The sequence below is a fragment of the Streptomyces sp. NRRL S-340 genome, from assembly GCF_000720185.1.
Classification (GTDB): domain Bacteria; phylum Actinomycetota; class Actinomycetes; order Streptomycetales; family Streptomycetaceae; genus Streptomyces.
On sequence record NZ_JOIY01000069.1, the window covers coordinates 15020 to 28762 of the forward strand.

General features: G+C 72.5%; 12 protein-coding genes. 10 read left to right on the forward strand and 2 right to left on the reverse strand.

The window, feature by feature from the left end:
• The first annotated feature begins 11 nt into the window (after positions 1-11).
• The 6 genes from IG64_RS35290 (at position 12) to IG64_RS35320 (ending at position 5492) form a co-directional block, all read left to right on the forward strand.
• Positions 12-701 (forward strand): ScbR family autoregulator-binding transcription factor, encoded by a 690-nt coding sequence (locus IG64_RS35290; protein ID WP_037864119.1) that lies wholly within the window; start codon positions 12-14, stop codon positions 699-701.
• 555 nt (positions 702-1256) lie between these two features.
• Complete coding sequence (locus IG64_RS35300) at positions 1257-1808, forward strand: toxin-antitoxin system HicB family antitoxin (protein WP_037864124.1); 552 nt, start codon at positions 1257-1259, stop codon at positions 1806-1808.
• A gap of 140 nt (positions 1809-1948) precedes the next feature.
• The gene (locus tag IG64_RS35305) at positions 1949-2791 is read left to right on the forward strand and encodes a DUF4097 family beta strand repeat-containing protein (RefSeq protein WP_037864127.1); all 843 of its coding nucleotides are present in this window, start codon (positions 1949-1951) and stop codon (positions 2789-2791) included.
• 85 nt (positions 2792-2876) lie between these two features.
• Entirely contained in the window at positions 2877-3890 is a 1014-nt protein-coding gene (locus IG64_RS35310; RefSeq protein ID WP_037864132.1) for a daunorubicin resistance protein DrrA family ABC transporter ATP-binding protein, read from the forward strand.
• Positions 3887-4681: an ABC transporter permease gene (locus IG64_RS35315; protein ID WP_037864133.1), complete on the forward strand. Its 795-nt coding sequence runs from the start codon at positions 3887-3889 to the stop codon at positions 4679-4681. Before IG64_RS35310 ends, IG64_RS35315 begins: the two co-directional genes overlap by 4 nt.
• A 376-nt stretch (positions 4682-5057) precedes the next feature.
• Positions 5058-5492, forward strand: a complete 435-nt coding sequence (locus IG64_RS35320) for a nuclear transport factor 2 family protein (protein WP_037864135.1) — start codon at positions 5058-5060, stop codon at positions 5490-5492.
• A 92-nt stretch (positions 5493-5584) separates the two neighbouring features.
• Here IG64_RS35320 and IG64_RS35325 read toward each other — a convergent pair whose 3' ends face one another.
• Positions 5585-6556, reverse strand: a complete 972-nt coding sequence (locus IG64_RS35325; RefSeq protein ID WP_037864187.1) for an Lrp/AsnC family transcriptional regulator — start codon at positions 6554-6556, stop codon at positions 5585-5587.
• Between the two features lie 83 nt (positions 6557-6639).
• Between IG64_RS35325 and IG64_RS35330 the strand changes: the two genes are divergently transcribed.
• From IG64_RS35330 to IG64_RS35345, 4 genes are all read left to right on the forward strand, one after another.
• Positions 6640-7383, forward strand: coding sequence for an NADPH-dependent FMN reductase (locus tag IG64_RS35330; RefSeq protein ID WP_078884398.1), 744 nt, complete (start codon positions 6640-6642; stop codon positions 7381-7383).
• Between the two features lie 97 nt (positions 7384-7480).
• The gene (locus IG64_RS35335) at positions 7481-8446 is read left to right on the forward strand and encodes an MBL fold metallo-hydrolase (protein ID WP_078884399.1); all 966 of its coding nucleotides are present in this window, start codon (positions 7481-7483) and stop codon (positions 8444-8446) included.
• A 72-nt stretch (positions 8447-8518) separates the two neighbouring features.
• On the forward strand, positions 8519-8896 hold the full coding sequence (locus IG64_RS35340) for a YybH family protein (protein WP_037864137.1): 378 nt from the start codon (positions 8519-8521) through the stop codon (positions 8894-8896).
• An 83-nt stretch (positions 8897-8979) separates the two neighbouring features.
• Entirely contained in the window at positions 8980-10146 is a 1167-nt protein-coding gene (locus IG64_RS35345; protein ID WP_037864140.1) for an FAD-dependent oxidoreductase, read from the forward strand.
• Positions 10147-10241: 95 nt separating this feature from the next.
• On the opposite strand, the gene IG64_RS35350 is transcribed toward IG64_RS35345, so the two are convergent.
• Positions 10242-13583: a S8 family peptidase gene (locus IG64_RS35350; RefSeq protein ID WP_234438709.1), complete on the reverse strand. Its 3342-nt coding sequence runs from the start codon at positions 13581-13583 to the stop codon at positions 10242-10244.
• Between the last annotated feature and the right edge of the window lie 160 nt (positions 13584-13743).

A 13743-nucleotide genomic window follows, 5' to 3' on the forward strand; every position in this document is an offset into this window, starting at 1 on the left:
TAGGAGGAGTCGTGGCACAGCAGGAGCGTGCGATCCGCACCAGGCACGCGATCTTGAAGGCCGCCGCGTCCGTTTTCGACGAACGCGGCTACGAGGCCGCCACGATCGGCGAGATCCTGACCCGTGCCGGCGTCACCAAAGGGGCGCTGTACTTCCACTTCCCCTCGAAGCAGGCGCTGGCCGAGGGCGTGCTGAGCGCCCAGTTCGCGGAGGTCTCCCTGGCGCCCAGGGTGTGCAAGCTCCAGGAACTGGTGGACACCGGGCTGCTCACGGCGTACCGGATGCGGCGCGACCCGGTGGTCAGCGCCGCCGCCCGGCTCTCGCTGGGCCAGGAGATGCGCACGCTCTTCGGCGGCCAGGCGGTCACCCTGTGGATCGGGACCACGGAGAAGGTGCTGCAGGAGGCGAAGGCACAGGGCGAGCTGCTGCCGCACGTCGACCCGGCGGCCAGCGCCTGGGTCATCTCCGCCGCCTGGACCGGCGTGCAGGTCTACTCCCACACCCTGAGCGACCGGGCCGACCTGGTGGAGCGGGTGGTGGCGCTCTTCGAGCACCTGCTGCCCAGCATCTCCGTCCCGGCCGTGCTGAGCCGCCTGATCGTCACCCCCGAACGCGTCGAGGAGGTCGTCCGCGAGACCGAGCGGCGCTCGGGGAACGGGTCGGAGGAGCGGACTCCGGCAGGCGTCCGCACCCTTGATTGACATACCGGGCGTGCTGTTTCTCTCCCGCCTGACCGCGGAGCGGCCGCAGCCCTCGCCGACGCTCGCCGAGTTCCAGCGGTCCACCTGACCTCCGGCCTGACCGGCGCACCGTCCGCCGTGGGCACAGCCTCCGCCGTGGGCCCACCCTTCGCCGGGCACCCACCCTTCGCCGGGAGCCCACCCTCCGTGGGCGGGTGGCCCCCCACCGGCCGCTTTCCTCCGAGCCGGCTGACCGGACGAGCCACCACGGGGGCACCCCGGTCACGGACGAAGCCGTGACCGGGGTGCCCGCGGTTCGGGGAGAGCCCTTCGTGACGCCGAGCATGGCGCCACCTGGTGCCATGTGGTGCCTTACTCGGTGTCATCTGGTGTCACTTGGCCCCACTTGACGTCGAAGTGGCGCCAAAGAACCTGCGTGATCTCCTCAAGGAGACTCCGCTCCGGGTTGGATTCCTCCTGGTTCGTCCTGAAACGATCCCGGATCGCCGCCTGGCTGGCGCCGAGCCGCGTCCTGCGTGCTTGCGCATGGCGCCATAGTGGTGCCATGATGGCGTCATGGACCTCACCCCGTATGTCGACACCCTTCGCCGCGAACTCATGGTGGCCGCCGAAGCCGGCGGGGAAGACGCCCGCGAGCTGGCCGAGCGGCTCACCACTCCCCTGGAGTCGGCGACCCGGCTGACCATGCTCAACGTGCTCTCCGCCGCGACGGACGAGATCACCCGTGAACTCGCCCCCGGCTCGGTCGACGTACGGCTGCGCGGGCTCGACCCCGACTTCGTGGTGACGCTGCCGCCCGCCGCAGGCGCCCCCGTCGAGGCCGTCGCCCCGCCGGCCGGACCGGTCGCGGCCCCCGCGCCCGCCGAGGGCGACGAGGGCGGCACCGCCCGCGTCAACCTGCGTCTGCCGGCCCACCTCAAGGCGCGCGCCGAGGAGGCCGCGAGCCGCGAGGGCCTGTCGGTCAACGCCTGGCTGGTCCGGGCCGTGTCGGCCGCGGTCGACGGCGGACGGCCGCGTACGGCGGACAGGACCCGCACCACCGCGGCGACCGGTACCACCAGAACGACGGAAACCACGGGACAGAGCTTCTCGGGCTGGGTGCGCTAGCGGCACCGCCCGCACCGTCCCCGGCACGGACTTCCGGCTCGCACGGCCTTTCCACCCGCACGACCTCACGCGCACCACTTCACCCCGCACCGCGCTCCACCTGCGCGGATGCTTCCAGGACTCATGAGGACGGTACAGCCATGCCTTCTTTCGACACTCCCGGACCGATCGCGGTGACCGCCCACGTGGGCGCCGGTTCCGTCCAGTTCACCGCGGGCGACCGCACCGACACGGTCGTCTCGGTGCAGCCCGGCGATCCCAAGCGGGACAAGGACGTGCGGGCCGCCGAGCAGACGGAGGTGACCTACGCGAACGGTGTGCTCTCCGTCAGGACGAAGGAGCGCCGGTTCATCGGTCCCAGCGGCGTCGTCGGGGTGACGGTCGAGCTGCCTGAGGGCTCGGACATCGAGGTGACCGGCTCCTGGGTCCAGGTGCTCGGCGAGGGCAGGCTCGGCGAGGTGCGGGTGAAGACGTCGGTGGGTGACGTCCGCCTCGACGCGACCGGGCCGCTCCGGCTGACCTCCTCGCACGGCTCGGTCACCGTGGGCCGGGTCGAGGGCGCGGCCGAGATCACCAGCAGCTCCGGCAGCGTGCGCGCCGGGCTCCTCGACGGACCCGCCGTCCTGAAGAACTCGCACGGCACCACCACCGTCGAGGCCGTCACGGGGGAGCTGCGCGTCAGTGGCGCCAATGGCGACATCGACGTACGGCGCGCCGGGGACTCGGTCACCGCCACCACCGCGAACGGCACTCTGCGGGTGGGCGAAGTGGTCCGCGGCGAAGTCCAGTTGAAGACCTCCTACGGTGCCATCGAGGTCGGCATCCGGGAGGGCACCGCGGCCTGGCTCGACGCCCACTCGGACTCCGGGCAGGTGCGCAACAGGCTCACCTCGTCCGACGCCCCGGCTCAGACCGAGGAGACCGTCACGATCCACGCCCGCACCCGGCACGGCAACATCGACATCGTCCGCGCCAAGGCCTGACCGCCGCGCGGGCACCGGCCTCGGCCTGCCCACTCCTCCCGCCACTCCAGCCTTCGAAACGGAGGGCTCCATGCCTTCTTCTGTCATGCCCATGTCCAGGCAAAGGGGCGGCGCCCCCTCGCCGGCCGCCGTCAGTGCCGTCGGTCTGCGCAAGTCGTACGGCGACAAGGTCGTCCTCGACGGCATCGACCTGCGCATTCCCACCGGATCGGTGTTCGCGCTGCTGGGCCCGAACGGGGCCGGCAAGACCACCACCGTGCAGATCCTCTCCACGCTCATCACCGCCGACGCCGGACGGGCCCAGGTCGCGGGCCACGACGTCACCGCCTCCCCGGACGGGGTGCGCGCCGCGATCGGCGTCACCGGGCAGTTCTCCGCCGTGGACGGACTGATCACCGGCGAGGAGAACATGTTCCTCATGGCGGACCTGCACCACCTTTCCAAGCGGGAGGGGCGGCGCGTCACCGCCGGACTGCTGGAGCGGTTCGACCTCGCCGACGCCGCGAAGAAGCCCGCCTCCACCTATTCGGGCGGCATGAAGCGCCGCCTCGACATCGCGATGACCCTGGTCGGTGATCCGCGGATCATCTTCCTCGACGAGCCGACCACCGGACTCGACCCGCGCAGCCGCCACACCATGTGGCAGATCATCCGCGCGCTCGTCTCCGACGGCGTCACCGTCTTCCTCACCACCCAGTACCTGGAGGAGGCCGACGAACTCGCCGACCGCATCGCGGTGCTGAACGACGGGAAGATCGCCGCCGAGGGCACCGCCGAGGAACTGAAGCGGCTCATCCCCGGCGGGCACGTGCGCCTGCGCTTCTCCGACCCGGCCGCCTACCGCGGCGCCGTCTCGGCGCTGCGCGGGGTCACCCGGGACGACGAGGCGCTGTCGTTGCAGATCCCCAGCGACGGCAGCCAGCGCGACCTGCGTTCCGTCCTCGACCGGCTGGACACCGCCGGAGTCGAGGCGGACGAACTGACCGTGCACACCCCCGATCTCGACGACGTGTTCTTCGCCCTGACCGGCGCCACCGACCAGCCCGACCAGCCGAGCCTGCCCGACCAGCCCGGCCAGCCGAAGGAGAACGTCCGATGAGCGGCTCTCTCTCCCTTGCCCTGCGCGACTCGTCCACGATGCTGCGGCGCAACCTGCTGCACGTGAGGCGCTATCCCTCCCTGACGCTGAACCTGCTGCTCACGCCGGTCATGCTGCTGTTGCTCTTCGTCTACATCTTCGGCGACGTGATGAGTGCCGGCATCGGGGGCGGCCACGCCGACCGGTCCGAGTACCTCGCCTACCTCGTCCCGGGCATCCTGATGCTGACCATCGGCGGCACCACGATCGGCAGCGCGGTCTCCGTCTCGATGGACATGAACGAAGGGATCATCGCCCGCTTCCGCACGATGGCGATCCACCGCGGCTCGGTGCTCATCGGGCACGTCGTCGGCAGCGTGCTGCAGTGTGTGATGAGCGTGGTCCTCGTCGGAGCCGTGGCGGTGGCCATCGGGTTCAGGTCCACGGACGCCACCGTCCTGGAGTGGGTGCTGGCGTTCGGCCTGCTGGTCCTCGTCTCCCTGGCGCTCACCTGGATCGCCGTCGGCATGGGCCTGTCCAGTCCGAACGCCGAGGCGGCCAGCAACAACGCCCTGCCGCTGATGATCCTGCCCCTGCTGTCCAGCGCCTTCGTGCCGCTCGACGCGATGCCGGGCTGGTTCCGGCCGTTCGCCGAGTACCAGCCGTTCACCCCGGCCATCGAGACCCTGCGCGGGCTGCTGCTCGGCACCCCGATCGACGACAACTGGTGGATCGCCGTGGCCTGGTGCCTGGGCCTGACGGCACTCGGATACCGCTGGTCGAAGGCGTCGTACGAACGCGCCGCGAAGTGACGGCGACGACCCGGGGCGGGCGCCGCGACCCCACGTGAGGGCGGGCGCTCGCGGCAGGCAGGCGAGGCGGGAGCGGCGTACCGCGACATCATGTCGGGGTACGCCGTTTCCGGCGTTCGCGCGACAGCCTTGTCGCACCCGCCGTCGTCAGCCCGCCCTCCGCGGAACTGCCGGGCGATCACCGGCAGGACGGCGCTGGTGGGATGCGGCCCGCGGGGGCCGGCCGGTCACCGCGCGCGGCCGGCCGCGCCGGGCACGTGCGCGGTGACGATGCCGGGGCGTGCGCGGTGCCTGCGGAGCCACCGCGACCGGTGACACACATGTGCCGGTTCCGCCCCTCCGCGCTGTATGTGTTCCCGCCTCTATCCTCACGCGTATGAAAGCCACCACAGACGTGCAGGCCGTCACCAACCTGATCGCCCGGTACGCGGAACTCGTCGACACCGGAGACTTCGCCGGGGTCGGGGAACTGTTCGCCGACGCCGAGTTCACCGGGAGCGGCGCGCCGGTCCGGGGCCGGGAGGCCGTGGAGAAGATGCTCCGCGACTCGGTGATCCTCTACGAGGACGGCACGCCACGCACCCATCACGCCACCACCAACATCGCCGTCGAGATCGACGAGGAGACCGGCACGGCCACCGCCCGCGCCTACGTGACCGTCTTCCAGAGCCTGCCCGGCCTGCCGCTGCAACCCGTGGCCGCGGGCCGCTACAACGACCGCTTCGCACGCCGTGACGGCGAATGGCGCTTCACGGAACGCCGGGTCCGGATCCATCTGGTGGGCGACGTGAGCCGCCACTTGCGCACCTGAACCGGCGGCGACCCGTCCGGCGGGGGGTGAGGCGCCGGTCTCTCGCCCCGGCCGGTCGGACGCGCGCGGTCCGTGGCGGGCCGCCGGGCGCTTCAGAAGCCGGGGCGGGTCAGGCCGGTGCGTTTGGCGGTGGCCAGGACCGGGGTGGTCTCGATGGCGGTGACGTGTGCCATGGCGCCGATGGTGTCGGTGAGGAAGCGGTAGAGGGCGTCCAGGTCGGTCGTGGTGACCATGACCAGGAGGTTGGCGGGTCCCGTGGTCGCGGCGGTGAAGCGCACCGCAGGCTCACGGCTGAGCCGTTCACCGGCGGCCTGGAGGGCGCTGGGCGCCACGGACAGCCACAACTGGGCCTTGGTGCGCAGGCCGAGCAGGGCCAGGTCGGTCTCCGTGACCAGACGCACCGTGCCGTCGTGCAGCAGCGCTTCCAGCCGGCGCCGGACGGTGCGGGGCGTGGTGCCGGTCCGCCCGGCGAGGGTGGCGTAGTCGGCGCGGGCGTCCTCCGTCAGGGCCCGGACGAGCGCCAGGTCCGCGGACGGCAGCGGGCTCGGCGGCGGGGAGCTGAGCGGGAACGGGCGTACTCCCAGGCGTGCCGCCTCCTCGTCGTCGAGCAGCCGTGCACCCCAGTTGAGGGAGGCGGGGAAGACCCGCAACAGGGTGTGGGACGTCCAGTCGTGGACGGCGGCGGTGGCCGGCAGATCGCGCAGCAGGAGACGGTTGCGTTCCTCCGTGCCGTCCAGGAAGACGATGGTGCTGATCTCGTCGCCCCCGCCGAGGATGTCGACCCAGAGGGTGTCGCTGCGCCGCGCCAGTGTGGAGGCCACCGTCCGGATGCGGTCGGGGCGGCAGCGGATGCGCAGGGCCATGGGCACCAGGTGCGGGAAGCGGATCGGGTTGCGCTCCGCGGTGGCACGCAGCGTGCCGTCGGCGTACAGCGGGCCGGCGCGGCGGACCACGGTGCGTTCGGACAGGTCCAGGCAGGCGGCGACGTCCCGCCAGGAAGCGCGCGGGGAAGCGATCAGGGCGGCGGCGATCCGCTGGTCCGTCTCATCGAGGCTTTGGCGCACGATCGGCACTCTACGCCGTCCACATGGCGCTCGATGGGCCTTCTGCGGGGTCTTTCTGGCGTGGTACCGCCGCAACGCCCAGGATGGATCACATCGGAGAACCCGCCCGCACACCCGGCTCAGAGCTGCGAACAAAAGTGGGCCCCGGCGGGCGGCGCCCGGCACGCGCCCTCGCCGCGTTGCCGGAAGGCCCTGGTAGCTCCGCTACAAGAACCTTCCGGCGCCTTGCGATCGCACGCACCGGACACGACGTACTCGCCCTGTCCGGGAGCCTGCGCCGCGACTCCCTCAACAGCGCCCTGCTGCGCGAGGCCGAACGCCTCTGCCCCCAGTTGCGGTTCGACCATTTCGACGGGCTCGGGCGGCTGCCGCACTTCAACGAGGACCAGGAGCACCCCGCGCCGTCCGCCGTCACCGACCTGCGCCGTCGCGTCCGGGACGCCGACGCGGTGCTGATCGCCACCCCCGAGTACAACGCCTCCATCCCGGGCGCGCTGAAGAACGCCCTGGACTGGCTCTCCCGCCCGGCGGGCGACGAAGGCCCGGTGCTGGCCCTCAAGCCGGTCGCCGTCATGGGGGCCTCCCCCGGTCCCTTCGGCACCGTCCGCGCCCAACTGGCCCTGCGGCAGGTGCTGCACAAGATGAACGCCCGCGTCGTGCAGCAGCCCGAGTTCCTCCTCTTCCAGGCCCACCAGCAGTTCGGTGCCGACGGATGCCTCCCGGACGGCTCCCCGGCCCAGCGGCTGCTGTGCGACGTGCTCGACGCCCTCACCCTGCTCGCCGTCGGTGAGGCGAACCGGCACCGGACGGCCGCGACCGTCCACTGACCGCCCTGCACACCGGCCGATGGCCGTCGCAAGAAGCTGAAGCCGATGGCCCCGTGAAGCAGCCCGCGGGGCCCAGCAGAAGAGGAAGTGCCTCACCATGGACCTGCACCCCGCCCCGCACCCGGCCGCGCATCCCGCCCACGTCGCGCATCCCGCAGCACAGCCCTCAGCCCTCAACCGGCAGTCCGCCGTCCGGTCGCTCGTGCTGGGCGACGTGCGAATGACCTACGTCGTGGACGGCGCGATGGCCATGCTGCCGTCGGGCTTCTTCCCCGGCTTTCCCCAGGAATACTGGGACGCGCACCCCGAACTGCTCGACGAGCGAGGCCGGTTGCCCATGTCCGCGGGCGGCCTGCTGGTCGAACGCGACGGGCGCCGCCTGCTGATCGACGCCGGCCTCGGCCCCGTGCGCGGGCCGGTCCACGTCTCCGGGGACCTGGTGGGACACAGCGACTGCGGCGCACTCCCCGCGACACTCGCGGCGCTCGGACACGCACCCGAGGACATCGAGGCGGTCGCCTTCACCCACCTGCACGTCGACCACACCGGCTGGGCGTTCACGCCCGGCAGGACGCGGGGCGAGGGGGAGAAGACCTTTCCCCGGGCCCGCTACCTCGTCGCAGCCCCGGAATGGGCCCCGCACGACCGCGGCACCACGGTGCCGGGCGCCCCGGAGGCCGACGTCCTCACCCGCATCGGCGCGGAACACACCCCGTTCGACGACGGCGACGAGATCTTTCCGGGTGTGCGCGCCCTGGTCACTCCCGGCCATTCCCCGGGACACACCTCGTACGTGATCGACGCGGCGGGGGAGCGGGTGATCGTCCTCGGGGACGTGTTCCACACACCGGCGCAGCTCACCCACCCCGACTGGCCCTCACGCCCCGACATCGACCGAGCCGGGGTGAGGGCCGCGCGCCGGCGTCTGACGGCGGAACTCGAGCAGCCGGGAACGATCGGCTTCGCGTTCCACTTCGGCGACCAGGCGTTCGGACGTCTGACCAGGACCGGCTGGGTGCCGGCCCCGGCACCGGCGCTCCTCCCGGCCCCGCGGACGGTATGACCAGGGCGCCCCGACCGAGGCGTCCTGACCGAGGCGCTCTGGCCAAGGCGCCGGGAACGACATAATGCGGCCATGGACCAAGCAATCGCACGGAAGTTCGTGGACTCCTGGGTGACCGCGTGGAACGCGCACGACCTGGACTCCCTGCTGGCGCACTTCACGGACGAGGTGACGTTCCGGTCGCCGGTGGCCGCCCAGCTGCTCGGCGGGGACGGCGTGATCCGGGGCAAGGACGCACTGCGCGCCTACTGGGCGGAGGGCCTGCGCCGCATCCCCGGCCTGCGGTTCGAGGTGGTCGGCAGCTACGTCGGCGTGGACTGCCTGGTCATCAACTACCGCAACCAGAAGGGCGCTCTGGTCAACGAGGTCCTGGTCTTCGACGGTCCGCTGGTCACCGAGGGGTACGGCACCTACCTGGGCGAGGACGCCAACCCGGCCGGAGCGCGCTGAACCGGCCGTCCCCGGACGCGGGCGCGTCGGTGCCGCGGGGGCGGGTAGGACTCCGGGGGACCGGGCGCAGGAGTGGGGGAGACATGGCAGTGGTACGCGTACTCGTCATCGGCGGCGGGATCGCCGGCACGGCGACGGCCCTGGCCCTGCGCAAGGCGGGGTACGACGTCACCGTCCACGAGGCGCATCCGGACGCGGCGGAGGACATCGGCGCCTTCCTGACGCTCGCCGGCAACGGCATGCGCGCCCTCGCCCAGTTCGACGCCGCCGCAGCGGTCACCGCGATCGGCTTCCCGCTGACCTCGATGCGCGTCCTCGACGCGGCCGGGGCCGAGGCCGCACACGTGCCGCTGGGCGAACCGGGCGATCCCCTGCTGCGCTACCGCTGCCTGCGCCGCGGCGAACTCAACGCCGCCCTCCAGGCGGAGGCCGCGCGCCGGGGCGTCCCCGTACGGCACGGGGCCCGCCTCACCGCCGTCGAGGACGGCCCGGACGGCGTCACCGCGCGCTTCTGCGACGGCACCACCGCGACGGGTGACCTGCTCGTCGGCGCGGACGGCGTGCACTCCACGGTCCGCCGCGCCATCGCCCCCGCCGCCCGGCCCGTCTACGCGGGCCAGCGCGTCTTCTACGGCTACACGCGCACCGCGCCCGGCTCCCCCGACCCGGCCTGCATCACGATGGTGCGGGGCAGCACCGCCGCGTTCGGCCACACCACGTCGCCCGAGGGGGAGACGTACTGGTTCGCGCGGGTGAGCGACCGGCCGCTGTCCGCCGACGCGATCGACCGGGGCACCCCCGGCCGCTGGCGCGACCTGCTCGTCCCCCTGCTGCGCAAGGACCCCACCCCGGTCGCGGACATCGTCGCGGCCACCGGCGACGAGCTGATGGTCACCAACGCGACGGAGCTGCCGGCCGGCACACCCTGGCGCTCGGGCCGGGTCCTGCTGGTCGGGGACGCCGCCCACGCCGCCTCCCCGGCCACCGGGCAGGGCGCCTCGATGGCCCTGGAGGACGCCGTCGTCCTCGCGAAGTGCCTGCGCGACAGCCCCGACCACACCACGGCGCTCGCCCTCTACGAGTCGCTGCGCCGCCCCCGGACCGAGCACAACACGACCGTCAGCGGCAACATCTCGCGCGGCACCCACACGCCTTCCCCGGTCAACCGCGTCGGGGCGGCCGCCCCCGGCGCCCCGGAAGCCGGCGAACTCGCCCGCCTCCTGGACTGGAACACCGCTGTGACCCCCTGACCGCGGTGCACACGCACCCGGCCGGGGGCGGCAGAGACCGTCTGCCGCCCCCGGCCGGGCCGTGGTGAGGTGCCCCAGGTGACCGGGGCCAGGGCCTACTCGGTGGTGAGGTAGGCGCGTTCGATCGTCTGGTCGAGCGTGTTGCCCTGGGCGTCTGTCAGCGCCGCCCGCAGGGAGACGGAGCCCGCCCGGTCCGGGTGGCGGAGCGAGAGGTGCGTGCCCGCCACAGCGTCGGCGTGCTGCCAGGTGCGCCCCTCGTCGTAGGAGACCTCGAAGGAGAGCTTGTGCGGCGGCCGTCCGGCGGCGGCCCCCTCGATGTGGAACGGCACGTCGAACCTCTGGCCGGCCTTCGCGGTGCCGTTCAGGGTCAGCTCGGGGGTGAAGCGGACCACGGACAGCGGCAGCGCGGCCCAGGTGCCCTCGGGCGTCCGGGCGGAACGGAAGGTCCACTCCGTCCTGACCCGGGTGCTCACCGGTGTGCGGGCCGCGTCACGGGAGGTGTCCACGGTCAGCTTGTACGCGCTGTCCTGCGCCGGAACGGCGTACTGGACGACGTCGTCCGTCGGGGAGACGCCGTGCGGGTCGGAGATCTCCACGCCGTCGGCCCGGAGCGAACTGTCCGCTGTGGCTCCCGGGGTGGTGTTCCAGTGCCCGGCACCGTCGTTGAACTGCGGCAGATAGGCGCGGACGACGTTGCCGTTCCGGGCGATGCCGGGGACGAGCGGGGACGGGGTGCCGCCCGCCCCGCTCAGGGCAGGACCGAAGACGCCGACGTTGTACCGCTCGGTGTAGCTCTTGCCGGACCGGTACGTCCCCGTGCCCCAGAGCTGGGCGTCGGGACCGTCGCCCGCGAGCACGAGGAAACTCCACTCGACGTCGTGGCCGAGGACGTACTGGGTGCCGCTCAGCGGCAGGCTCACATGCAGGGGCGTGCCGAGGGCGGACAGCTCTCCGCGCGGGGTCCACGTCTGGGCGAAGAGGTCCGCTTCCTTACCCTCGGTGGGGGAGCCGATCCGGAAGTCGACCTTGGCGAGCTGCTCGGGCCTCACCTCCGTGCTGAAGCCGCCCAGCCGACCGGTACGCCTCCAGGCCAGGTGGTAGGCGACGGGCGTGCCGCCGCTCTGGTCGCTCCACGTGCCGGAATACTGGGCGAACGCCTGACCGGCGGGCAGCCGCGGACCGAGCTGCCCGACCGTGAAGTTCTGGAAGCCGGGGAGGCCGTACGTGAAGAGGCCCGGGTCCAGTCCCGCGCGTCGCTGCCATCCGACGGTGATCACGCCGTCGATGTTCTCGGCGGCCGGGTCGGGCAGGGTCGCCCGGACCGGGCGCGCCTGCCGCGCGTCGACGGTGACCGTGGTGTCCTTGTCCAGCCGCAGGAGGGGCTGGAACAGCAGGGCGCGCGTCGGGGCGCTGGGGTTCGCGTGAACGATGCCACTGAGGGAGTAGTCGCCCCTGGGCAGCCGCACCGTCAGTTCGCCGTCCTCCTCGTCGGCGTAGACGGCGTGGAAGTCGGTGTCGATGCCCTGGATCTCGGTCGTGGCGTCGCCGATGGGCGTGCCGTTCTCGTCGAGGTGCCTGAGCGTCAGGTCGTACATCTCGACCTCGCGCTCCACCCCGAGAGCGGTGCGCACCCTGACCTTGCCGTCGGCGGAGGCGGCGGTCACCGAGCCGCCGAACGTGCCGTCGGTGTCGCCGGCCCGGGTGTCGGCGGTGACGGAGGCGGTCGCCGTGCCGCCCGCGGGGACGGTGAGGTGCTGGGGCGAGACGGCGAACAGGCCCTCGGCGGCGGGCTTGCCGTCCACCGACAGCGCTTCGACGGACAGGTCCAGGGTGACCGGTCCGGTCCCCAGGTTGCGGTACGTGAGCTGCTTCGTCACCGGTTCGTCGTCGGTGTGCGGCCACTCCTGCCGGCCGAAGTCGAGGGGACCCTGCTCGGCGACGACGCTCTGCCCGATGGCCCGGGCCACGTCGGTGCGACCGGTGCCCTGCTGGAACGAGCTGTACGGGCCCGGTTCGGCGGACCCGGTCAGCACCGCCTTGAGGCGCGCGCCGTCCCAGTCGTGGTGCTGCTGGGCGAGGAGGGCCGCGGCACCCGCGACATGCGGGGTCGCCATGGAGGTGCCGTCGAGCGTGAGGTAGCCGGGGATGTCAGAGGGGTACTGACCCTCCAGGGTGCTGCCGGACGCCGAAGCCGCGGTGATGGCGACACCCGGTGCGGTCAGGTCGGGCTTGACCCCGCTGTCACCGACGCGCGGGCCGCGGCCGGAGAAGTCCGCGAGCTTGTCCGCCTTGTCGACGGCGCCGACGGTGAGCGCGGCCTCCGCGCTGCCCGGGGACTCGACCGTGTGCTCGTCCTTGCCCTCGTTGCCTGCCGCGACGACGAAGAGGGTGCGGCTCTCGGCGGAGAGCCGGTTCACCGTCTCCTCCACCGGGTCGACACCGGGGGTGTCCTCGCCGCCGAGGCTGAGGTTGACGATGTCGGCGCCCTGCGCCACCGCCCACTCCATGCCCGCGATGACGCCGGATTCCTCGCCCGTGTTCCGGTCGTCGAGCACCTTGCCGTTGAGGATCTCCGCGCCCGGCGCGACGCCCTTGTACCTGCCGCCTGACTCGGCGCCGGTGCCGGCGACGACGGACGCCGCATGGGTGCCGTGTCCGTAATGGTCGGCCGTGTCGGGGGAGTCGGTGAAGTTCTGCTCCCCGATCACCTTGCCCGCCAGGTCGGGATGGGTCTTGTCGACGCCGGAGTCCAGCACGGCGACCTTGACGCCGGTGCCGTCGTACCCGGCGGCCCAGGCGGCCGGGGCGCCGATCTGCGGCACGCTCCTGTCGAGGGTGCCGTGGCGCTTGCCGTCCAGCCATACCTTCGCCACCGCCGTCGAGCCGGTGAACCCCGCCGTGGGCCGGGCGCTTGCGCCACCGCCGGTCACGGCGTTCCAGAAGTCGGCGCCGCGCTTCTTGTCGGTGTGCAGCGCCGCGCCGCCGATGACGGGCAGCGCGCGGTCGATCCGCGCGCCGGCATCGGTGAAGGCGTTCACCGAGCGTGCCTTCCGGTCCCGGAAGGTGACGATCAGTGGAACCCCGGACCGGTGGGCGTCGTCGTAGCCGTCCGCCAGCAGCTCCGTCACGTCGAACAGGCGCGGGTCCAGCCTGCCGGCCGCCAGCAGCAGTTGGGCGTCGTCCGGGACCACATGAGTGTGCCCGGCGACCGTCCGGAGCGAGAACGGCACCCGTCCCCGGCCGGCGGCCCGCTCCACCGCGGTGACCTGGCCCGCGGCGGTCACCTTGACCTGGTCGCCGGTGATCAGCGTCACCGTCTTCGGCGCACCGGACGCCGCGGCGCCGGTCACGTGGCGGGCGCCGCCCGGCGGCGCCGCGGCGGCCCCGCCGGCTGTTCCCGATGAGATGAGTACCGTCGCGAGGGCGACGGCGCTCACCAGATGTCTCCTGGGTCTGCGCATACCTACCGTCCCTGTCCTTCTCGTCGAGGTGGTGTTCGACGGACACCTTGAGACGACACCTCAAGGAGATTCAGAGACTGGTGTGCCGATGTGTGGAACCGGTGAGCAAGAGAGGTCGGTCACACATGTCGAACGG

Coding starts and splice junctions, on each gene's coding strand:
- IG64_RS35300 (WP_037864124.1), top strand. CDS start 1,257: ATGGACCTCACCCCGTATGTCGACACCCTTCGCCGCGAACTCATGGTG.
- IG64_RS35305 (WP_037864127.1), top strand. CDS start 1,949: ATGCCTTCTTTCGACACTCCCGGACCGATCGCGGTGACCGCCCACGTG.
- IG64_RS35310 (WP_037864132.1), top strand. CDS start 2,877: ATGCCCATGTCCAGGCAAAGGGGCGGCGCCCCCTCGCCGGCCGCCGTC.
- IG64_RS35315 (WP_037864133.1), top strand. CDS start 3,887: ATGAGCGGCTCTCTCTCCCTTGCCCTGCGCGACTCGTCCACGATGCTG.
- IG64_RS35320 (WP_037864135.1), top strand. CDS start 5,058: ATGAAAGCCACCACAGACGTGCAGGCCGTCACCAACCTGATCGCCCGG.
- IG64_RS35330 (WP_078884398.1), top strand. CDS start 6,640: ATGGATCACATCGGAGAACCCGCCCGCACACCCGGCTCAGAGCTGCGA.
- IG64_RS35335 (WP_078884399.1), top strand. CDS start 7,481: ATGGACCTGCACCCCGCCCCGCACCCGGCCGCGCATCCCGCCCACGTC.
- IG64_RS35340 (WP_037864137.1), top strand. CDS start 8,519: ATGGACCAAGCAATCGCACGGAAGTTCGTGGACTCCTGGGTGACCGCG.
- IG64_RS35345 (WP_037864140.1), top strand. CDS start 8,980: ATGGCAGTGGTACGCGTACTCGTCATCGGCGGCGGGATCGCCGGCACG.